This window comes from Streptomyces sp. Y309 (assembly GCF_056712025.1).
In genome coordinates, this window is the sequence record NZ_CM160048.1 from 8,194,207 (window position 1) to 8,214,677 (window position 20,471).

The window sequence follows — 20,471 nt, forward strand, 5'->3', positions numbered from 1 at the left end:
CGCCCCGGCCGACCGGGCCCGCGAAGGGCCCGGCTCAGTCGCCTCGGTCCGTCGGCCCCGCGGGCCTGAAGTCGCGCACGAAGCGGCGCTGCCACGGCGTCTCCACCGCGCGGCGGTGATAGTGCGCGCGGACGTAGTCCACGGCCTCCCCGGCGGGCACGCCGTCGAGCACCGCGAGGCACGCCAGGGCCGTGCCGGTGCGCCCGACGCCCCCGCCGCAGGCGATCTCGACGCGCTCGACGGCGGCCCGCGCCCACGCCTCGCCGAGCAGCCGCCGCGCCTGCTCGCGGTCCGTGGGCAGCCGGAAGTCGGGCCAGCGCAGCCAGTGCGCCTCCCAGGAGACCGGCGGCGCGGGCTTGCCAAGGAGGTACACGGCGAACGCCGGCGCGGGCCCGTCGGGCAGCGGATGCCGCAGACCCCGCCCGCGCACGAGCCGCCCCGACGGCAGCCGCAGCACACCAGGGTCTGTTTCACGCCAAGTCTTCGTCACGTCAAGTCCCCGTCACATCACGCCACGTACCTGTCGGGCGATAACCGTAACGTCCGGACGTACCGACGCGTCGCCGGGGGCTATCCGATAATCATTGGGTTCTAACGGAATCTTGACTTCAGCAGGGCATAGTGCAAGGCATGACGCCATCCATGGTTCCTGTCTGCCCGTATTGCGGGCGGGTCGAGTGCATATGCCCGGCCACGGCCGGCTCTGTCGCCGTAGCCCGCGGCCCGAGGCGGGTTCGTGCCGCCGTCGTGTCCCCTCAGTCCACCGAGAAGGCGTGCACTGTCGCCGACCTGTACACCTCGCCGGGCCGCAGGATCGTGGAGGGGAAGGACGGCTGGTTCGGCGAGTCGGGGAAGTGCTGGGTCTCCAGGCACAATCCGTCGCCCTGGCGATAGGTGCGGCCCGACGGGCCCACCAGTGTGCCGTCCAGGAAGTTGCCCGAGTAGAACTGCACGCCCGGCTCGGTGGTGGCGATGCTCATCGTGCGCCCCGACGCCTGGTCGTGCAGGGTCGCGAAGTGCCGGGGGCTGCGCGTGAGTCCTTTGTCCAGGACCCAGTTGTGGTCGTAGCCCTGGGCCGTCACCAGTTGTGCGTGCCCGGCGCGGATGTCCCGTCCGATCGGCTTCGCCCGCCGGAAGTCGAAGGGCGTGCCGCGCACGGCCGCCAGCTCCCCGGTGGGGATCAGCGTCGTGTCCGTCGGGGTGAAGCGGGAGGCTGCGAGCCGGAGCCGGTGGCTCAGCACGTCACCGCTGCCCTCGCCCGCGAGGTTGTAGTACGTGTGGTTGGTGAGGTTGACCACGGTCGCCTTGTCGGTGGTCGCCGTGTACGCGATGTGCCAGTCGCCGCGCGCGGTCAGTGTGTACGTGACCTTGGTGCGCAGCGTGCCCGGATAGCCCATCTCGCCGTCGGGGCTGACGCGGCGCAGGACCAGACCGACGCCGGTGGAGTCGGCGAACGGCTCGACGTCCCAGACGCGCTTGTCGAAGCCCTTGGCGCCGCCGTGCAGGCTGTTCTCGCCGTCGTTGACGGAGAGTTGGTGGCTCTTGCCGTCGAGCGTGAAGCGGCCCTTGGCGATGCGGTTGCCGTAGCGGCCGATGAGCGCGCCGAAGAACGTGGTGGCGGTGAGGTAGTCGGCGAGGTTGTCGAAGCCGAGCGACACGTTCACGTACCGGCCGTGCCGGTCGGGAAGTTCGAGGGCCTGCACGATGCCGCCGTACGACAGCACCTTCATGCGGGTGCCGCCGTTCTCCAGGCTCCAGCGGTGCACCTTCGTGCCGTCGGGCAGGGTGCCGAAGGGTTCCTTGGACGGCGTGACCGGCCGTGTCGCGTGCGCGGTGCCCGAGGCGGCCACCGTGAGGCCCGCGGCCGCGGTGGCCGCCAGGACGGTTCGTCTGCTCGTTTCCATGCGTGACTCCTCTGCTGCGGTACGGGGAGCGCCCTGAAGGGGCGCGGGGCTCTGTCTATCTGCGGCTCCGCCGCGTGGGCGCGACCAGCCACGACGGGCCCGCAGATTGATGCTGTTCTTCGAGCGAAGCGTTCAGCGCCCGACCTTGCGCTTGTTCCACACGTCGAAACCGACCGCGGCCAACAGCACCAGCCCCTTGATGACCTGCTGATAGTCCGTGCCGATGTTGACCAGCGACATGCCGTTGTTGAGGACGCCGAGGACGAGGCCGCCGATGACGGCGCCCATGACCGTGCCGACGCCGCCGCTCATCGACGCGCCGCCGATGAACGAGGCCGCGATCGCCTCGAGTTCGAAGTTGAGGCCGGCCTGCGGGGTGCCCGCGTTGAGGCGCGCGGCGTACACACAGCCCGCGAGCGCCGCGAGCACGCCCATGTTGACGAAGATCAGGAAGGTGACGCGCTTGTCCTTCACGCCGGACAGCTTCGCCGCCGCCTTGTTGCCGCCGAGCGCGTACACATGCCGCCCGATGACCGCGTTGCGCATCACATAGCCGAGGCCGATCAGCAGACCGCACATGATGAGCAGCACCACGGGCACTCCGTGGAAGCTGGCGAGCGTCAGGGTGAAGGCCACCACGGCGGCCGTCATCGCCACGCACTTGGCCACCCACAGGCCGGTCGGCGTCACGTCGAGGTCGTACGCCAACTGCCGCTTGCGGTGGCGCCATTCGCGGAAGAGCAGGAACGCGACCGTCACGGCGCCGATGACCAGGGTGGGGTTGTGGTACTGCGTGTACGGGCCCATCTCCGGGATGAAACCCTTGGCGATGTTCTGGAATCCGTCGGGGAACGGCGACAGCGACTGGCCTTCGAGGACGATCTGGGTGAGGCCGCGGAAGAGCAGCATGCCCGCCAGGGTCACGATGAACGACGGGATGCCGACGTACGCGATGAAGAAGCCCTGCCAGGCGCCCGCGACCGCGCCGATGAGCAGCGACAGGACGAGTGCGAGCACCCAGGGCATGTCGTGTTTGACCATCATCACCGCCGACATGGCGCCGACGAAGGCCACCAGTGAGCCCACGGACAGGTCGATGTGGCCGGCGATGATGACGATCATCATGCCGATGGCCAGGATGAGGATGTAGCCGTTCTGCTGGATCAGGTTGGAGACGTTGCTCGGCAGGAGCAGCGTGCCGTCGGTCCAGATCTGGAACAGGATGACGATGAAGGCCAGGGCGACGAGCATGCCGTACTGGCGCATGTTGGCGCGCATCATCTCGAGGAGCAGCGCGCCGGTCGACCGCTGCGCGGGCGGCGCTTCGGACGCGTCCTTCGGTGGTGTGGTCGTGGTGGTCATGCGGGGCCTCAGCTTCTGTTCTCGGGTCCGTGGCGCATCAGCTTCTGTGCGCCGTCATGTGGCGCATCAGGACTTCCTGGGTGGCCTCCGCCCGGGTGACCTCACCGGTCAGCCGGCCCTCGGCCATGGTGTAGATCCGGTCGCACATCCCGAGCAGCTCCGGCAGTTCGGAGGAGATGAACAGCACCGCCTTGCCCTGCGCGGCGAGCTGGTCGATGACGGTGTAGATCTCGAACTTGGCGCCGACGTCGATGCCGCGCGTCGGCTCGTCGAGGATCAGCACCTCGGGGTCGGCGTGGATCCACTTGCTCAGGACGACCTTCTGCTGATTGCCGCCGGAGAGCCGCCCCACCTGCTCGAAGACGGTGGGGGCCTTGATGTTCATCGAGGTGCGGTAGCGCTCGGCGACGGACCGCTCGTGGTGCTCGTCCACCAGGCCCGGCATGCCGCCGCGCCGCATGCCGGGCAGCGAGGCCAGGGAGATGTTGCGGTGGATGGTGTCGATGAGGTTGAGGCCGTACTGCTTGCGGTCCTCGGTGACGTAGGCGATCCCGGCGTCGATGGCCGCGGGGACGGTCTTCGTGGCCACCTCGCGACCGCTCACCGCCACGCTCCCGGCGACGTACTGGCCGTAGGAACGCCCGAAGACGGACATGGCGAGCTCGGTGCGGCCCGCGCCCATGAGGCCCGCGACGCCGACGATCTCGCCGCGCCGCACGGTCAGGGACACGTCGTCGACGACCTTGCGCTGGTGGTCGACCGGGTGCCGGACCGTCCAGCCGGTGACGGAGAGGGCGAGCGTGCCCGCGTCCTCGCCGTCGTAGCGGGTGCGCTCGGGAAAGCGGTGGTCGAGGTCGCGGCCGACCATGCCGCGGATGATGCGGTCCTCGGAGAGCCGCGGCTCGGCGTCCGGGCTCTCGCGGACCGTCAGGGTCTCGATGGACTGCCCGTCGCGCAGGATCGTCACCGCGTCCGCGATGTGCCGGATCTCGTTCAGCTTGTGGGAGATGATGATGGAGGCGATGCCCTGCTCGCGCAGCTCCAGGATCAGGTCGAGGAGCTTCGCGCTGTCCTCGTCGTTGAGCGCGGCCGTCGGCTCGTCGAGGATGAGCAGCTTCACCTCCTTCGACAGCGCCTTGGCGATCTCCACCAGCTGCTGCTTGCCGACGCCGAGGTCGGCGACCGGCGTCTGCGGCTTCTCGGCCAGGCCGACGCGCTTGAGGAGCCGGTTCGCCTCGCGCAGCGTGCCGTTCCAGTCGATGAGGCCGCGCGTGGCCCGCTCGTTGCCGAGGAAGATGTTCTCGGCGATCGACAAGTACGGGACGAGCGCCAGCTCCTGATGGATGATCACGATGCCGTGGCGCTCGCTGGCGCGGATGTCCTTGAAGGCCATCGGCTCGTCCTCGAAGCGGATCTCGCCCTCGTAGGAGCCGTGCTCGTACACACCGCTGAGGACCTTCATCAGCGTCGACTTGCCCGCGCCGTTCTCGCCGCAGATGGCGTGGATCTCCCCGGGGCGCACGGTCAGATGCACGTCGGAGAGCGCCTTGACCCCGGGGAAGGTCTTGGTGATCCCGCGCATCTCCAGGACGGGCCGCGTCACTTGAGCTGCCCTGCCTTGAAGTACCCCTCGTCGACGAGGAGTTTGGTGTTCGTCTTGTCGACGCTGACCGGGTCGAGCAGATAGGAGGGCACGGTCTTCTTGCCGTTGTCGTAGTCCGTGGTGTTGTTGACCTTCACCTTCTTGTCGTTCAGGACCGCGTCGCCCATCGCCACCGTCTGCTTGGCGAGCTTGCGGGTGTCCTTGAAGACGGTCTGGGTCTGCTCGCCGCGGATGATGGACTTCACCGACGCCAGCTCCGCGTCCTGCCCGGTGATGACCGGCAGGGGCTGGCTCTTGGAGCCGTAGCCCGCGCTCTTCAGCGCCGAGATGACGCCGATCGAGATGCCGTCGTACGGCGAGAGGACCGCGTCGACCCGGTCCGAGCCGTAGTTCTTGCTGATCAGGTCGTCCATGCGCTTCTGCGCGGTGCCGCCGTCCCAGTCCAGCGTGGTGGCCTGGTTCATCCGCGACTGCTTGCTGCGTACGACGAGCTGGCCGCTCTTGAAGTACGGCTGGAGCACCTTCATGGCGCCGTTCCAGAAGTACTTGGTGTTGTTGTCGTTCGGCGAGCCCGCGAACAGCTCGATGTTGTGTTTGTCGCCGCCCTTCTCGGGCTTGCCGAGCTTCAGCTTGTCGACGATGTACTGGCCCTGGAGGCGGCCGACGCGCTCGTTGTCGAACGACGCGTAGTAGTCGACGTTCTCGGTGCCGAGGATGAGGCGGTCGTAACTGATCACGGGGATGTTGGCGTCGTGCGCGCGCTTGAGGACCTCGGTGAGCGCCGAGCCGTCGATGGCGGCGACCACCAGGAGACTGCGCCCCTTGGTGATCATGTTTTCGAGCTGGGCGATCTGGTTCTCGACCTTGTTGTCGCCGTACTGCAGATCGGTCTTGTAGCCGGCCTTCTTGAACTGCTCGGCCATGTTGTTGCCGTCGGCGATCCACCGCTCGGAGGCCTTGGTGGGCATCGCGAGGCCGATGGTGCTGCCCTTGCCCTCGTCCGGCTTGTATCGGCTGCCGCCCTTGGCCTCCTGGCCGCAGGCGGACAGGGAGGCGACGAGCAGGCCCGCGGTCACCAGGGCCGCGGCCGGGGTGCGTATGCGCATGGGTCAGTTCCCTTCCGGGACGGGGAAGCGCTGGAGGTCGCCGGGGCACCGGGAGCCGAGCGGCGACATGCCGCCGTCGGCGCCGTGCCGGGCGAGGAGGTCGAGGGCGAGCCGGCCCCGCCGCACCCGCTCGCGGGCGGTGGCGAGGGTGTGCTCGCGCAGATGGGCGCCGTAGGGGTAGATGCCGGGCGACTTGCTCAGGCCGAACTTCACGTACAGCGGGGCGCCGCACCGGATCAGCTCCGCGACCTCGTACATGCGGACGTAGCCGCCGAGGTCGTCCGGCGCCTCGACGTACATGTCCATCGGCGCGCGGCTCACCCGGCGGATCTCGGTGAGGTGTTGCACCGTCAGGTCCGAGGGCACATTGAGGGAGTCGGCGCCGAGCCGCTCGTACACGGCGTACGAAGCGGGGTTGACCGGGCCGGTGAGCGCGGAGAGCTTGAACGTGACGTCGCGCGGCAGCACACCGGCGGCCCGCATGCGGTGCAGCGTCCACAGCACGCCCTCGTCGGCGACGAGCAGGCACCTGACGCCGAGTCCGGCGGCGCGCAGGGCGTCCTCGACGCACCCGGCGAGCGCGTCGTGGCCGCGGGCGCGCAGGCCCGCACCGCCGGAGTCGGTGCGGGTGGAGGCGCCGGTGTCCCAGGTGCCGCGGGGGCCGGTGAACAGGCACAGCTCGATGTCCCGTTCGGCGCAGGTCTCCACCATCTCCGTGATCTCGGTGTCGGTGAGCATCCACACGCCGCTGCCCTGGCTGATGCGGTGCACCGGCACGTCGAGGCGCGAGCTCTCCTTCAGGACGACGGACAGCGCCTCGGGTCCCTCCACGGACGGGATCTCGGTGCGCCAGGTGCCGCCGTCGGGGAACGTGTACGGGGACGCGCCCGCCGGATCGGGCACCGGCACGGCGTGGCCGATGCGGGCGAGGGCGTCGACGCCGGGGCGCCGGGGCGTCGGCGACGTCTGCGGCGTCGAGGGGGTGGTCGTCGACGACGGGTCGGTCGGGTGGGACGGGGTGGCCAACTGGGCTCCTTGGTTCAGGTCGTTCGGTATGCCGAACGTGGTGCGGTGTGGTGGGTGTACGGCGGTACGGGGCCGTCAGGCGCGCCCGTACCGCCGTACGGTCGATGGGCCCGGCTAGGGGCGGAGCAGCACCTTCCCGGTCTTCGGGTCACCGCCGCCGACCAGCGCCACCGCCTCGCCGAACTCCTCCAGCGGGAACTCGTGCGTGATGAGGGCCGCCGGGTCGAGCAGGCCGGCGCCGAAGGCGCGGACCGCCTCCGACCAGGCCGCCGACGAGGCGCCGAAGACACTGCGGATCTCCAGCTGGCTGAGGGACAGGTGCACCGGGTCGATGCCGGCGGCGCCGGGCGTGAACATCCCGGTGAGCACCACGCGGCCGCCACGGCGCGCGAGCAGGCAGGACGAGGCCGCGGTGGGCGGCGCGCCCGCGGTCTCCACCACCAGGTCGAAGGACCCCTGGACGGCCTGGGCCTCCTCGGGGGTGAGGGCCGCGGTGGCGCCGAAGACCCGCGCCTGCTCGCCGCGTGCCGCCCGCGGGTCGACCACCACGAGCTCGGCGGGCGTCGACGCGGCGAGCAACTGCACCGCGAGCATCCCGAGCGTGCCCGCGCCGACGACGGCGATCCGCTCACCGGGCCGCGGGCGGGCCATCCGCGCGGCGGCCGCGATGACGGCGGCGGGTTCGAGGAGGGCGGCGGCCCGCAGATCGGCGTCGTCCGCGAGCGGATGCAACAGCCGTGCCGGGACGGTGAGATGGTCGGCGAACGCGCCCGGTTCGGTGAACCCCGTCTCCGCGTATCCGCCGGAGCACAGGCTGGTCTCCCCGCACCGGCACCGCTCGCACGTCCCGCAGGCCCTAAAGCCCTCGGCCACCGTCTTGCGCCCGACGAGCGCGGCGTCGACACCCTCGCCGACGGCCGTGACGGTCCCGGCCCACTCGTGGCCGGGCGTGACCGGGTAGCGCACGTACGCGGCGTCCCGGTGACCGTCGTACAGCTCGCGGTCGCTCATGCAGATCCCGGCGGCGGCGACGCGCACCAGGACCTCGCCGGGGCCGGGGGCGGGCACGTCCCGGCGCACGAGACGGTGCTGCCCCGGCCGGTCGACGACGACCGCGCGGCTGCCCTCGTCGGGGCCGCTCACTTCGGTGCCCTCTTCTCCCAGCCGTCCGCCCACAGGTCGAACCGCGCCTGCTGCTGCGGGAACTCGGCCGCCGCGTCCACGTCCAGCTCGACGCCGAGACCGGGCTCGTGGGACAGCTCGAAGTAGCCGTCGACGACCTCGGGCGCGCCCTTCACGACCTTCTTGATCTCCGCGTCGGCGAAGTCGTTGAAGTGCTCAAGGATCTTGAAGTTCGGTGCGGTAAAGCCGACTTGGAGGGAGGCGGCCGTCAGCACGGGGCCGCCCACGTTGTGCGGGGCCACCAGCATGTAGTGGGTCTCGGCGGTGGCCGCCAGCTTCCGGGTCTCCCAGATGCCGCCGATGTGGCCGACGTCGGGCTGGATGATGTCGACGGCCTGGCTCTCGAACAGCTCGCGGAACTCGATCCGGTCGTGGATGCGCTCGCCCGTCGCCACCGGCATGTCGACCCTCGCGGCGACCTTCTCCAGCGCCTTCAGGTTCTCCGGCGGCACCGGCTCCTCGAGCCACGCGGGCTTGAACGGCGCGAGCTCGCGGGCGAGCCGGATCGCCGTGGCGGGCGAGAACCGGCCGTGCATCTCCAGCATCAGCTCGGCGTCCGGCCCGATGGCGTCGCGCACCGCCTCGATCAGGGACACCGAGTAGCGGGTCTGCTCCGCGTCCAGCTCGAAGTGCCCGGTGCCGAACGGGTCGATCTTCAGGGCGCGGTAGCCGCGCGCCATGACCTGCCGGGCGGCGTGGTGGTAGGCCTCCGGGGTGCGCTCGGTGGTGTACCAGCCGTTGGCGTACGCCTTGACCCGGTCGGTCACCTTCCCGCCGATCAACTGCCACACCGGCACGCCGAGGGCCTTGCCCTTGATGTCCCAGCAGGCCATCTCCACGACCGCGATGCCGGACATCACGATCTCCCCGGCCCGCCCGTAGTCTCCGTACTTCATCCTGCGTACGAGATCCTCGATCGCGAACGGATCGGAACCGGCGATGTGGTTGGCCTCGGCCTCGCGGAGATAGCCGAGGAGCGCGTCGGTGTGGCCGAGCATGCGGGTCTCGCCGACCCCGGTCAGTCCTTCGTCGGTGTGGACCAGCACGTAGGTGAGATTGCGCCAGGGGGTCCCGACGACGTGAGTGCTGATTCCCGTGATGCGCACGGCTGTTGCCCCCAGGGTGCGTAGGCTGCGTTCGATATTTCGTCACGCGTTCGAAATGGTGGCGTGACCGTAAAGCGCCCCTCTCGCAGGTGTCAATGGGTCGCGCGCCAACCGTTTCCGCAGGACCATTGCGTGGTGGACGGACCTGCGTCTAGCCTGCGTTCGTGATACCGGCCAACGGTCGGAGTTTCGAACGATGAGGGTGGGTGGACGGCATGGGGCGCCTTGTTCCGGCGGTGACCAGGGCTTTCGACATACTGGAGCTGTTCCTGGAGGGGGACGGCACGCTCTCCGCGCCGGAGGTCACCCGCAAGCTCCAGCTGCCCCGCACCACCGTGCACGAGCTGCTCACCACGCTGGCCGCCCGCTCCTACCTGGTGTCCATCCCCGAGCAGCCGGGCCGCTACCGCCTCGGTGTGCGCACCTACCAGCTGGGCAGCCGGTACGCCGAGCAGCTCGACCTCGCCGCCGAGGGGCAGCGCGTGGCCCGCGAGGTCGCCGAGACCTGCGACGAGACCGTGCACGTCGCGATCCTCGAGGACGCGGACGTCATCTACATCGCGAAGGTCGACTCCACGCACGCCGTCCGCATGGTCTCCGCCGCGGGCCGCCGGCTGCCCGCGCACTGCACGGCCGTCGGCAAGATGCTGCTCGCCTCCCTCCCGGCGGCCGAGCTGGACGCCCGCATCGAGGGCCGGGAGCTGACGGGCATGACGCCGCACAGCCTGACCGATCCGGCCGGGTTGCGTGCCGCGCTCACCGCGATCCGCGAGCGCGGCGTAGCCTCCGAGCACCGCGAGTCCAACCCGGACGTGAGCTGTGTGGCCGCCCCGGTGCGCGACAGCGCGGGCCGGGTCGTCGCCGCCCTCTCCGTCTCCGTACCGATGATCCGCTGGAGCGAGGACCGCGAGGCGGAGCTGTCCGACCTGGCGCTGAAGGGAGCGGGCGACCTGTCCGCGCGGCTCGGACACCGGGGTGCGCGGTGAGGGCGCAGGCAAAGACGGCGAGTGCGGAGCGGAGTTCGGGTGTGAAGCGGAAGCTGGTTATCGACGTCGCGGTGCACGAGTGGGCCGAGCTGGGCGAGGGCCCCACGTGGGACCCCGCCGCCGGTCACCTCATCTGGGTGGACATCCTCAACTCCCGCGTCCACACCTACGATCCGGCGAGCGGCCGGCGCACGGTGCTCGCCACCGAACAGCACGTCGGCGCGGCGAAGCCGCGGGCGGGCGGCGGCCTTGTCGTCAACCTCCGCGACGGCATCGGGCTCTACGGCCCGGACGGCGCCTTCTCCTGGCTGGTGCGCGACCCGGTCGCCGGGCGGCGCGGCAACGACGCGGCCGTCGCCGCGGACGGCGCGCTGTGGGCGGGCACCATGCGCTACGACGAGGCGCCGGGCGGCGGCAGCCTGACGCGGGTCGCCCCGGACGGCACCGCGACCGAGGTGTTCCCGGACGTGGCCGTCAGCAACGGCACCGGCTGGAGCCCCGACGGGACCCTCATGTACTACGTGGACAGCCCCACCCGGCGTATCGACGTCTGCCGCATGGACGGCCAACGCGTCGTCGACCGGCGGGAGTTCACCGTCGTCGCGGAAGGGGACGGCTTCCCCGACGGCCTGACCGTGGACGCGGACGGCTGCGTGTGGGTGGCGCTGTGGGACGGCGGGCAGGTCCGGCGCTACACGCCGGGCGGCGCCCTCGACCGCGTGCTGCCGCTGCCGGTGGCGCGCCCCACCGCCTGCGCGTTCGGCGGCCCGGACCTGCGCGACCTGTACGTCACGACGGCCCGGGTCGGCCTCGACCGCCCGCACCCGATGGCGGGCTCGGTCCTCGTGGTCCAGGACGCGGGGCAGGGCCTCCCGGGGGCGGCCTTCGCGGGCTGAGAGCCTGTCTTTGAACCCCCGCCTGCGCCCCGACGCCCGGCACGCACGCCGATCGCACGCACCGACCGCCGCTGCGCCCGCGCTCCGCGCGAACGACGGGGGTTCAAAGACAGGCTCTCAGCCGTTACGCGGCGCGGGCGCCGTCGCCGAACATCGACGAGATGATGCGCCGCGCGTGCGCGTGCTCCGCCAGATAGAAGTGGTCGCCGGGCAGCACAAGGGCGGAGAAGCCGCCGCTGCCCGCCGCGCGCCACGCCTCCACGTCCGCGGGCGTCACCTCGGGGTCCTGATCGCCCGTGAACACCCCGATCGGGCAGCGCAGGCGGGCCGACAGATCCGGCGCGTACGTCTCGATCAGGCGGTAGTCGGCCCGTACCGCGGGCAGCACCAGCGCGCGCAGCTCGGGGTCGGCAAGCACCTGCGGATCGGTGCCGCCGAGCTGCAGGACCTCGGCGGCGAACTGCTCCTCCGGCAGCAGGTGAATCGTCCCCGGCCGCTGCCGGCTCGGGCCCTGGCGCCCGGAGACGTAGACCTCCCGGGGCGCCGGGCCGGACCGGGCCTCCAGGCGCAGCGCCGTCTCCCAGGCCAGCGCGGCCCCCATGCTGTGGCCGAAGAAGACCAGCTCGCGATCGGCGCGCACACCGGTCCGCAGGGCCTCCGTGACGGCGTCGGCGAGCTCGGTCATGGTGGCCACGGGCTGCTCCGCGAGCCGGTCCTGGCGGCCCGGGTACTGCACCGCGACCAGTTCCACGTCCGGTGGCAGCAGCTTCGCCCACGGAGCGAAGAAGGAGGCGGTGCCGCCCGCGTGCGGGAAGCACACCAGGGTGGTCCGCGCCTCGGGGCGCGGCTGCGGGCGGCGCAGCCAACGGGCCCAGGGAGCGGCCGAGTCGACCCCGGGGCGCGAGGTCGTCGTCTTCGGTTCGGTGGTCATCAGCACTCCGTCGAGCAGGTAGGCGGTCGGGCGGCCGTTCATATGGTCACCCGCGTGACGGAATCAGAACCCGGGCAAGTGCCGCAACCGGGAATGGCGTGGCTCCGCTCAGGATCCGGCGGCCCGCCACGTCTCCGGCCTCGGGATTCCCGGACCCCAGGACGGGGGTTAGCCCCCGTGACCTGCGCCGGAACAGGGCGTGGGATGGGCGTACGGAATCGTTCGGCACACGACACCAAGGGGCACCATGCGCGTCTCCCGTACTCTGCTCACCTGCCTGCTCGCCACGGCGGCGGCGGGCTCCCTGGCCCTCCCCGCCGCGGCGGCGTCCGACTCCGGTGAAGCCGGTACGGCCGGTACGGCCCGCGAGGTCCAGCGCGATCTGGACCTGCTGGCCCGGAGCGGCGCCGTCGGGGCGCAGGCGAGGGTGACCGAGGACGGCCGGACCTGGACGGCCAGGTCCGGCAGCGCGAAGAAGACCGGGAGCGCGCCGGTGCCGCGCGACGGGCAGTTCCGCATCGGCAGTGCCACCAAGTTGTTCACGTCGGTGGCGCTGCTCCAGCTCGTCGGGGAAGGGAAGGTGTCGCTGGACGCGCCCCTCTCGCGCTATCTGCCGTCGAGGCTGGTGCCCCAGGGCGACAGGATCACCGTGAGGATGGCGCTCCAGCACACCGGCGGGCTGCACGACGTCGCGCGGGACCTGCCGCAGGTCGATGAGCTCATCCGTACGCGCTTCCGCCACTACGACGCGGCCGACCAGGTGCGGCGGGCCGCGGCCAGGCCCGCCGACTTCCCGCCCGGCACCGACTACGGCTACTCCAACACCAACTACCTCGTCGCCGGACTGATCATCGAGCGCGTGACCGGCCGCTCGTACGCCGCCGAGGTGCGGGACCGGATCATCGCGCCGCTGAAGCTGCACCACACCCTCGTACCCGGCGACCGCTCCGCCATCCCCGGCCCGCACGCCCACGGCTACCTGGGCAAGGCGGACATCAGCGCCCTCAACCCGTCCTTCGCCGGCCCGTCCGGGGAGATCGTCTCCACCCCGCGCGACATGGACACGCTGCTCAAGGCGCTGACGGCCGGCAAGCTGCTGCGGCCCGCGCAGTGGAAGGAGATGAACCGCACCGTGGCCACCGGGAAGCCCGGCGAGCGGTACGGACTCGGGCTCAAGGAGCTCAAGCTGAGCTGCGGGCGCACAGCGATCGGCCACACCGGCGGCATCCCCGGCTACGCCACGCTCGCGTTCACCACGCGGGACGGCGAGCGGCGCGTGGTGCTCTCCGCGAACCTCGCCGACTGGCCCGCCGACGAGCGCATCGGCAAGCCCATCGACAAGGCGCTCGACGACGCGCTGTGCGGCTAGGGCCTGTCCGACGGTTGATCGGTGAATTGAAGATCAACTGAGCCGTAGCCGTGCGGTTCGACAAGCGCGCGTACGTCTTTCACGGCACCATCACCGTCGCCGCGATCCAGCTGTGGCTCCTACGATGACCTCGGTCACTCACGGGGCGCAACCGGGCTTACCTGGGGTGCTCTTCTGCGTTCCTGCGGACCCATTCGGCAAGGTCCGCCGCGATATCGGCGGCACCACGGCCGCTCGTGGTGAACTCGCGGTCAACGGCACGGCGGAGCTCGTCGGCGTCCTTGAGCGCGTCCTCGATCTCACCATCGTCCCAGCCCCGCGCGGTCAGGCGTGCGCGCCGGTCGCCGTCGTCGCAGTCGAGCCGTGCCCAAACAGCCGTCGGCAGGTGGGCAACGCCCTGCGCCGCGCCGGCCCATTCGTCGGGCGTCAACGGGCACAGGACCAGGACGGGTTGGCCGGACCGGAGCATCATGGCGACGATCTTTGCCCACAGCTTGTTGTAGGCGGGCCATACCTGGCTCGCCGAAGGGGAAGCGATGTCCATGCCCAGCACACTGCCGTCGGGCTCCAGCAGCTCATCGAAGTCGACAGCGGCGAACGGAAACCGCGCCAAATAGGGCATCAGCGTCGACTTTCCGGCACCCGGAGCGCCACTGACGAGATGGAGCCTCGGCATACTGCGCCCTCCAGGTCTCCCGCGAGAAAGTTGGCACACATCACCCATCGTAGAGTCGGGCGCCGTCCCCTCTTCCCGTTCTCCGGCAGCACAGGTGACAGCTCGTCCCGAAGCATGGCCCACGGGAGGAGTGTCTCGGGAACCAACGCGTCTTCTCGCACAGCCAATTCGGCGGTGGACGGGGCCGCAGGTCGTTCCCGGCGCCCTTAGCCCGGGCCCGGGCCCGCAATCAGCTCAACACCCGTGCCCGCCCCTGGATCTGGGGACGACCAGCCCCTCCCACCCGCACACGCAGGCGTCGCTATGCGTACGTCCTATGAGGAACGCGGCACTAGTCGTCGTAGTGAATGACGCCCGCCTCGTCCATCGTCGGATGGAGCTTCATCGGCTCCGTCGTCTCCACGTCCGAGGGGCGGGCCGGCTCGGGGCCGTCGGGGCCGAGTCTGACCATGCGTTCCACGCGGCAGACGCGGTAGCAGCGGTCGCGTACGACGACCTGGTTCGCCCGGCCTGCCGCCTTGAACTCCTCGGCGGCGCGGGCGAATTCGGCGCGTTCGGCGTCGTCGAAGTCGTACAGGAGCGGCCAGAACTCGGTCATGCCGTGGACGAGCAGCCGCCGCGCGTCGTGCGGGGTGGGCATCAGTGCGCCGCGCGGCCGCCAGCGTTCGCCCCGGCGCTCCGCGACACCGAAGCTCACCGGGAGCAGGACCACCTCCGGATGGTCCCGCACGGCCCGCACGGAGTCCTCGCGGAACGCCCGGGGGAAGTGGTCGCCGGTGTACGTGAAGCCGCGCAGCGCGATCCGCAGCGCCCCCGCCATCAGGCCCTCGGCGCGGCCCGGGTCGAGGGTGAAGCCCACGTCCTGAGAGGGCGGCGACGGCCGGTCCTCCCAGGACGGGTGGGCCGGCTCCGGGTCGGTCGGCCGGGGCGGTTCGAGGCCGTCCTCGCCGGAGCGCGCGAACTCGTCGCCGCGGATGACCCGGTAACGCGTGCCGAGCACGGTGAGTTCGTTGACCGGCTCGCACTCGAGGCGGGCGACGGCCGAGAGCAGCGCGCGGCGCTCCTCCCGGTCGTCGGTGTCGTCCTTCGCCTTGAACCACAGCAGCGAGTTGAGGCCGTCCCTGGCCTGCTGGGGCGTGCCGTCCGTCACGTCGCCGAGCAGCCGCCAGGGCCCCTCGTCCCCGGTCTGCCGGGCGGCGAGCCCGAAGACCGGCCCGCGCACGGCGAGTTGGGGGTACAGGTAGGAGGCGTCCACCGCGTCCGCCTCGCTGACCCAGGCGGCGGGGTCGTCACGGCGGACCAGGTCGCTGTGCAGCGCGTCGATCTGCCGCTTCCAGTCGTCAGGCATGCGTGCATTGTCCCGGGCCACGGGCCCCGGGGCGGGCCGCGTCACGCAAGAGCATGACGAAGTCGCCGAATGCCTGGCGGGCCGGGCGGGCGTGCCCTATAGGGGCCCGGGGCCCATCTCCCGCAGCGCGTTGGTCGCGCAGTGCACCTCGCCCAGGCTCAGATGCGCCCAGGAGAAGTTCTCCACCCAGCGCACGCGCACGCCGTTCGCGCGCAGCGCGCGTTCCGCCGCGTCCCGGAACAGGTCCCGGCCGCCCGCCTTCGGGCCGTGCGGGAGCGGCGCCGCGTAGTCCCGTGCGGTCAGCGACAGGCCGTTGACCAGGGCGGGGGACAGGGCGATGTGGCGGTGCGGCTTGCCGGGGACGTCGACGCGGGCGTACAGGACGGGCAGCCGTACGAGTTCGTCGGCCCGCAGGCCGGTCTCGCGCAGCAGCACCGCGACCTGCCGGTCGATGTGGCGCGCCGCGTCCGCGTTGTCACCGCCCGCGCCCTGCTCCCGTTCGCGCCGCAGGACCTCGTCCACCGTCGGCTTGTCCTCGGCGACGGTGTCCGCGAACAGCCGCTGCCCGCCCTGGCCCGCGTCCTGCGCCCGCTTCAACAGGGCGAGCGCGAGGCGGGGATCGGACACGGCGAGGGTCCAGCCGCGGGCGTTGTCGGCCCGTACGACATGCACGGTCTCGTCGGCGTGCCCGGCGAACAGCCAGGACGTGTCGAGGACGACCGGCTCCTGCTGCCGCTGCGCGCGCAGCATGCGCACGAACGACGGGTCGGGATGGCGGTCGGGCGTCGCGCCGTACACGATGCGGCCCCGGGGGTGGCCCGGGTAGGGCGGCAGCGACTCCACGTTGCCGGTGAAGTTGAGGAGTTCGTCCACGCCCGGACCGCGGTCGGCCGTGTACTGCTGTACGACGCCGACTCCCGGACCGCGCAGGTCGCGGAAGAGCAGCCGCCCGGCGCGGCGCAGGCTCTCCCGCTTGCCGTCGTCGGACTTCCAGTGGTTGGGCGAGCGCAGCAGGATGCGCATGGTGTGCGCGGAGCCGTCCGGCGCCGGCCTGCTCACATAGCCGGGCTCGACGATGTCCTGCCGCCAGATGTCCCGCCACCACCGCGACGTACCGGCCTGGAACCGCAGTTCGCGCTCCGGCAGCCCCGCGGCCCGCGTCGCCGCGCGCAGCGACCGCGCGAACTCCCGCCACTGCCCCGGCGGCCGGGTGTGCACCGGCACCTCGGCGGGCTGCCCGCTGCCCGGCGCACCGGGCCCCGGCGCGGCGGCGAAGACGTGCTGGGCTCGCTGGAGATCGTGGTGCAGCAGCACGGGCGCCATGCGCAGCGTGAGCGTGACACTGCGCTCGCCCGCGTCTGTGCGCCCGCCCGCCGCGCCCTCCGTCCCCCTCAACTTCCGTACCGACAACGTCAGATCCACTCTGCCGTCCCACCGCCGCGTGTCGCGTACGATGTCGCGGCCCTCCACGGCAAGCCGCGCACCGTGCCTCAACTCCCGCTCGGTGAGCTCGCCTCCGCCGCCCAGGGACACCTGTTTGCCGTCGCGCTCCACGAAGATCCGTACGTACGGACGCTGAGCCGCCGGTACCGAGATCCGTCCCGACGACCCCGGCTCCACCCGCATGGGCCGCACCCGGACCGGCGTCAGGTCCTTGAGGTCGGCGGCGCCGTTGACGACGTCGTCCGCCGCGTCGTGGCAGGCCGCGAGCCGCTCGTCCACGGCCACGTCGAGGCGGTCGAGGTCGCCGGGGCGCAGGGTGCAGCGGCGGGTGTCGTCGTCGAGGTTCGGCAGCAGGACCGTGCCCAGAGGCGCTTCCAAGGCGGGCGCGGGCGGGGTGGCGGCACCGGCCGGAGCGGGACCGAGGAGCGCCGCGACGACGGCGGCGCACCCGGCGACCCCGACGGCGCCACGCGCCCGCGCCCCGGCCACACCGCCTGCCGGGGACCCGGTCACGCCGCCTGCTGGCTTCCCGGCCACGCTCCGCGTACCCCCTGCTTCGTTCCCGTTCATACGGCCCCTTCCGCCGGCCGCCGACGCGCGCCGCGCGAGGGCGGGGTCACGACACTGGTCGCTCCTCACTCTTCCCGCGGCGCACGCGACCCGCGTCCTGCGCCGGACCGACGTGGACCTGCGCCTTTCGGTGCAGTGCGGCGCGCGGCGCCTCCACCCGGCGTCCGGGGCCCCTGCACCGAACGATGCAGACGGCCGCCGCTCAGCCCTCCACGTACTGCGCCACCCCGTTGCCGAGCGACCAGTCGACGGACTCGTTCTCGGTCACGGTGACGAACACGTTCCGCGGCTCGGTGCCCGCGTACTCCTGGGCGAGTTCGGCGATCCGCCGGTACAGCGCCTGCTTCTGGGCGGGGGTGCGGCCCGCGCGCATCGTGATCGCCACGTACACGATGCCGTCGTCCCGGCGCACCCCGAGGTAGTCGTCGTAGCGCAGCGTGCCGCGGGTGCCGTCGTGGCTCGTCAGGACCTGGAACCTGTCGTCGGCCGGGATGCCGATCGTCTCCATGAGGGCGTCGTGCACGGCGCGGCCGAGCGCGTCGAGGCGGCCGGTGGCGGCCCCCAGCGCGTCTATGCGGACGAAGGGCATGTGAGCGGTCCTCTCGGTTGTCCCTGTCGGTGGTTCTGCGACGCAATCACTGTACATACTAGTAGGTACAGTGTCGCAGGCACGTCACACGCCACCTCCACCCCGTCGGAACAGCGCCGTCCACAGGAACGGCTCCCCGAAGCAGTCGGACTCCGTCGGCTCGTCGCGCATGCGGCGCAGTTCGACCTCCGTGAGTTCGGAGAAGAGCCGGCGGAGCGATTCGGGGGTGTAGGCGAGGCCTCCTTGAAGGCCGGACTCGCGGTAGAAGTCGGCGTCGGGGAGCTCGGAGCCCATCCCGCCCGCCGCGAAGCAGGTGAGGGCGAAGTGGCCGCCGGGCGCGAGCGCGCGGTCAAGCAGGGCGAGATAGCTGACGCGGCGGTGCGGCGGCAGGTGGTGGAAGCAGCCCGAGTCGTAGATCAGGTCGTACGGTCCGCCGAGGACGGCGGGGTCGAGTGCGAACGCGTCGCCGAGGTGGAAGCGGATGTCGGCCCCCGCCTCGCGGGCGCGCTCCTCGGCCCACGCGATCGCGGCGGGCGACACGTCGACGGCGTCCACCTCGAAGCCGCGCGCGGCCAGGTGCAGGGCGTTCCGGCCCGGTCCGCAGCCGAGTTCCAGGGCGCGGCCCGGCGTGACCAGGCCGCGGTCCACGTACGAGGCGAGGCTCTCGTCGGGCTTCGCCACGAAGAACGGCACCGGCTTGGACCGGTCGGTGTAGAAGCCGTCCCACCAGTCGGCCGCGTCCGCCGTCCAGCGGTCGGCTCCTGGCGCGAACAGGCCGTCAAGGAGTTTCAGTACGTCGTCGACAGTGCGTATGTTCCGGTCCATCCGCAGTCCTTTCGCGTCCATCCGAACCCCGTTCCCGGGATGGCTCGACGCTACCGCCGCAACGTACAACAGCCCAGGTCAGAGGGGTTGTTGCGAAGGCGCGGGCGGGCGTGTGCGGGGTGTTGGCGGGGCCGGGAAGGGGACACCCCGGACCGACGACGCCTGCCCGTCCCCACCCCCGCCGGGCGCCGTCGAGCGGGCTTTCAGGGGGCCGTCCGCGCGGGTTTTTCGACGGATTCCGCGGGCTGTGCCGCCGACGGTCGCGACCTGCGGTCCAGGTGGTCCCACAGGCTCAGGAGCGGCGTCGCCATCAGCGTCGTGACCAGGGCCACGACGACCAGCATCGAGAACAGCGCGGGCGTCACGAGGCCCGCCGAGAGGCCGACGTTGATGGCGATGAGCTGCATCAGTCCGCGGGCGTTCATGAGCGTGCCCACGCGCAGCGCGACCCCGGGCTCCTCGCCGACGGCGCGCGCGGTCAGCCAGCAGGCCCCGAACTTGCCCAGGACGGCGGCGAGTACGCATGCGGCGGTGAGCAGCAGGAGCGCGGGTTCCGTCAGGAGCCCGAAGTCCGTGTTGAGGCCCGAGTACGTGAAGAACAGCGGCAGGAACACGATCTGGCCGATCGGGGTGATCGCGTCGACCGCGCGGTCCACGGAGGGGGAGCGCGGGAAGACGAGCCCGAGGCTGAACGCGCCGAAGACGGCGTACAGACCGATCGTGTCCGTGTACCAGGCGGCCAGGAACAGCGTGAGCACGGTCAGGAGCAGCACCCGCTCCGGCGGCAGCCGGTCGACGCGGCGCAGCAGGGGGTCCCGCGCGCGCAGCAGCACCGCGAGGAACACGACCAGGCCCACCGCTCCCACGACGGCCTTGGTGAATGGCCCCGCGCTGTCCTGGGACAGGCTCAGGACCCCCGCGAGGAGCACCCAGGCGACCGCGTCGTCGAGGGCTCCCGCGGCCAGCGAGAGGGAGCCGAACCGGCTGCCGGTCAGGCCGCGTTCGGTGATGATGCGGGCCATCATGGGGAACGCCGTGATCGCCAGCGCGACCCCGACGAACAGGCACGCCACCGGCAGCGACACGCCCTCGGGCAGCACGTCGACGTGGCCGTGCGCCGCCCACACCAGCCCCGTGCCCAGGGCCAGCGGCACCACCATGCCCGCCGCAGAGATCGCCCCGGCCGACCTGGCCACCGGCCGGATGCGGTCGGTGCGCAGCTCGTACCCCGCCTGGAACATGAAGATGACCAGGCCGATCTGCCCGGCCACGAACAGCACGGGGCGCAGCTCCGCGGGGAACAGCTCGTCCTCGACGCCGGGCGCGAGCAGACCGAGTGCCGAGGGGCCGAGGAGCACCCCGGCGACCATCTCGCCGACGACGGGCGGCTGCCCGAGACCGCGCAGGCCGCGGGCGGTGATCCGGCAGATCACGAGGATCACGACGACGGCGAGGAAGAACGCGGGGCCGAGCTCAGTGGTGGACATGGTCCGCGCCCTTCGACTTGGGGTGGGGGAGGGCTGTGCTGAGCGGGGGAGGGAGGGCTGTG

The 20,471-nt window shown here is 71.6% G+C and carries 18 protein-coding genes; 3 read left to right on the plus strand and 15 right to left on the minus strand.

The features are described 5' to 3' along the window. Nucleotides 1-34: 34 nt before the first annotated feature. From AC0KTA_RS34240 to AC0KTA_RS34275, 8 genes are all read right to left on the minus strand, one after another. Nucleotides 35-490 (minus strand): protein-tyrosine phosphatase family protein, encoded by a 456-nt coding sequence (locus AC0KTA_RS34240; protein WP_481052069.1) that lies wholly within the window; start codon nt 488-490, stop codon nt 35-37. 265 nt (nt 491-755) lie between these two features. After that, nucleotides 756-1,904: an aldose epimerase family protein gene (locus tag AC0KTA_RS34245; protein WP_481052070.1), complete on the minus strand. Its 1,149-nt coding sequence runs from the start codon at nt 1,902-1,904 to the stop codon at nt 756-758. 132 nt (nt 1,905-2,036) lie between these two features. After that, entirely contained in the window at nt 2,037-3,266 is a 1,230-nt protein-coding gene (gene mmsB / locus AC0KTA_RS34250) for a multiple monosaccharide ABC transporter permease (RefSeq protein ID WP_481052071.1), read from the minus strand. A gap of 37 nt (nt 3,267-3,303) precedes the next feature. Then, nucleotides 3,304-4,848: a multiple monosaccharide ABC transporter ATP-binding protein gene (mmsA, locus tag AC0KTA_RS34255; RefSeq protein WP_481056666.1), complete on the minus strand. Its 1,545-nt coding sequence runs from the start codon at nt 4,846-4,848 to the stop codon at nt 3,304-3,306. A gap of 17 nt (nt 4,849-4,865) precedes the next feature. Beyond that, a complete protein-coding gene (gene chvE, locus AC0KTA_RS34260) occupies nt 4,866-5,975 on the minus strand; it encodes a multiple monosaccharide ABC transporter substrate-binding protein (protein ID WP_481052072.1) in 1,110 nt (369 codons plus the stop codon). A 3-nt stretch (nt 5,976-5,978) separates the two neighbouring features. Continuing rightward, a complete protein-coding gene (locus AC0KTA_RS34265) occupies nt 5,979-6,896 on the minus strand; it encodes a hypothetical protein (RefSeq protein ID WP_481056667.1) in 918 nt (305 codons plus the stop codon). 219 nt (nt 6,897-7,115) lie between these two features. Further along, on the minus strand, nt 7,116-8,144 hold the full coding sequence (locus AC0KTA_RS34270; RefSeq protein ID WP_481052073.1) for a zinc-dependent alcohol dehydrogenase: 1,029 nt from the start codon (nt 8,142-8,144) through the stop codon (nt 7,116-7,118). After that, nucleotides 8,141-9,289, minus strand: a complete 1,149-nt coding sequence (locus tag AC0KTA_RS34275) for a mandelate racemase/muconate lactonizing enzyme family protein (RefSeq protein ID WP_481052074.1) — start codon at nt 9,287-9,289, stop codon at nt 8,141-8,143. Before AC0KTA_RS34275 ends, AC0KTA_RS34270 begins: the two co-directional genes overlap by 4 nt. A 215-nt stretch (nt 9,290-9,504) precedes the next feature. Here AC0KTA_RS34275 and AC0KTA_RS34280 point away from each other — a divergent pair, with 215 nt between their 5' ends. Both AC0KTA_RS34280 and AC0KTA_RS34285 read left to right on the plus strand, forming a co-directional pair. Beyond that, nucleotides 9,505-10,275 (plus strand): IclR family transcriptional regulator, encoded by a 771-nt coding sequence (locus AC0KTA_RS34280; RefSeq protein WP_481052075.1) that lies wholly within the window; start codon nt 9,505-9,507, stop codon nt 10,273-10,275. 41 nt (nt 10,276-10,316) lie between these two features. After that, nucleotides 10,317-11,171 carry an SMP-30/gluconolactonase/LRE family protein gene (locus AC0KTA_RS34285; protein WP_481052076.1) on the plus strand — a complete coding sequence of 285 codons (855 nt, stop codon included), beginning with the start codon at nt 10,317-10,319 and terminating at the stop codon, nt 11,169-11,171. Nucleotides 11,172-11,295: 124 nt separating this feature from the next. Here AC0KTA_RS34285 and AC0KTA_RS34290 read toward each other — a convergent pair whose 3' ends face one another. Continuing rightward, the gene (locus AC0KTA_RS34290; RefSeq protein WP_481052077.1) at nt 11,296-12,144 is read right to left on the minus strand and encodes a thioesterase II family protein; all 849 of its coding nucleotides are present in this window, start codon (nt 12,142-12,144) and stop codon (nt 11,296-11,298) included. A gap of 205 nt (nt 12,145-12,349) precedes the next feature. On the opposite strand from AC0KTA_RS34290, the gene AC0KTA_RS34295 reads away from it, so the two are divergent. After that, entirely contained in the window at nt 12,350-13,471 is a 1,122-nt protein-coding gene (locus AC0KTA_RS34295; protein WP_481052078.1) for a serine hydrolase domain-containing protein, read from the plus strand. Nucleotides 13,472-13,628: 157 nt separating this feature from the next. Here the strand turns inward: AC0KTA_RS34295 and AC0KTA_RS34300 are convergent, their stop codons facing one another. From AC0KTA_RS34300 to AC0KTA_RS34325, 6 genes are all read right to left on the minus strand, one after another. Then, a complete protein-coding gene (locus AC0KTA_RS34300) occupies nt 13,629-14,147 on the minus strand; it encodes a P-loop nucleotide/nucleoside kinase family protein (RefSeq protein WP_481052079.1) in 519 nt (172 codons plus the stop codon). 331 nt (nt 14,148-14,478) lie between these two features. Then, nucleotides 14,479-15,495 (minus strand): DUF5954 family protein, encoded by a 1,017-nt coding sequence (locus AC0KTA_RS34305; RefSeq protein ID WP_481052080.1) that lies wholly within the window; start codon nt 15,493-15,495, stop codon nt 14,479-14,481. Nucleotides 15,496-15,591: 96 nt separating this feature from the next. Further along, complete coding sequence (locus AC0KTA_RS34310; protein WP_481052081.1) at nt 15,592-17,451, minus strand: protein-arginine deiminase family protein; 1,860 nt, start codon at nt 17,449-17,451, stop codon at nt 15,592-15,594. A gap of 259 nt (nt 17,452-17,710) precedes the next feature. Continuing rightward, a complete protein-coding gene (locus AC0KTA_RS34315) occupies nt 17,711-18,097 on the minus strand; it encodes a tautomerase family protein (RefSeq protein WP_481052082.1) in 387 nt (128 codons plus the stop codon). 84 nt (nt 18,098-18,181) lie between these two features. Beyond that, nucleotides 18,182-18,922: a class I SAM-dependent methyltransferase gene (locus tag AC0KTA_RS34320; protein WP_481052083.1), complete on the minus strand. Its 741-nt coding sequence runs from the start codon at nt 18,920-18,922 to the stop codon at nt 18,182-18,184. A gap of 203 nt (nt 18,923-19,125) precedes the next feature. Beyond that, nucleotides 19,126-20,409, minus strand: coding sequence for a cation:proton antiporter (locus AC0KTA_RS34325; protein ID WP_481052084.1), 1,284 nt, complete (start codon nt 20,407-20,409; stop codon nt 19,126-19,128). Nucleotides 20,410-20,471 lie beyond the last annotated feature (62 nt).

Bases quoted from the DNA above. Each gene is read 5' to 3' on its own strand.
- AC0KTA_RS34290 (WP_481052077.1), bottom strand. From the start codon at position 12,144: ATGAACGGCCGCCCGACCGCCTACCTGCTCGACGGAGTGCTGATGACC.
- mmsA (WP_481056666.1), bottom strand. From the start codon at position 4,848: ATGCGCGGGATCACCAAGACCTTCCCCGGGGTCAAGGCGCTCTCCGAC.
- AC0KTA_RS34305 (WP_481052080.1), bottom strand. From the start codon at position 15,495: ATGCCTGACGACTGGAAGCGGCAGATCGACGCGCTGCACAGCGACCTG.
- AC0KTA_RS34320 (WP_481052083.1), bottom strand. From the start codon at position 18,922: ATGGACCGGAACATACGCACTGTCGACGACGTACTGAAACTCCTTGAC.
- AC0KTA_RS34315 (WP_481052082.1), bottom strand. From the start codon at position 18,097: ATGCCCTTCGTCCGCATAGACGCGCTGGGGGCCGCCACCGGCCGCCTC.
- AC0KTA_RS34300 (WP_481052079.1), bottom strand. From the start codon at position 14,147: ATGCCGAGGCTCCATCTCGTCAGTGGCGCTCCGGGTGCCGGAAAGTCG.
- AC0KTA_RS34295 (WP_481052078.1), top strand. From the start codon at position 12,350: ATGCGCGTCTCCCGTACTCTGCTCACCTGCCTGCTCGCCACGGCGGCG.
- chvE (WP_481052072.1), bottom strand. From the start codon at position 5,975: ATGCGCATACGCACCCCGGCCGCGGCCCTGGTGACCGCGGGCCTGCTC.
- AC0KTA_RS34280 (WP_481052075.1), top strand. From the start codon at position 9,505: ATGGGGCGCCTTGTTCCGGCGGTGACCAGGGCTTTCGACATACTGGAG.
- AC0KTA_RS34245 (WP_481052070.1), bottom strand. From the start codon at position 1,904: ATGGAAACGAGCAGACGAACCGTCCTGGCGGCCACCGCGGCCGCGGGC.
- AC0KTA_RS34325 (WP_481052084.1), bottom strand. From the start codon at position 20,409: ATGTCCACCACTGAGCTCGGCCCCGCGTTCTTCCTCGCCGTCGTCGTG.
- mmsB (WP_481052071.1), bottom strand. From the start codon at position 3,266: ATGACCACCACGACCACACCACCGAAGGACGCGTCCGAAGCGCCGCCC.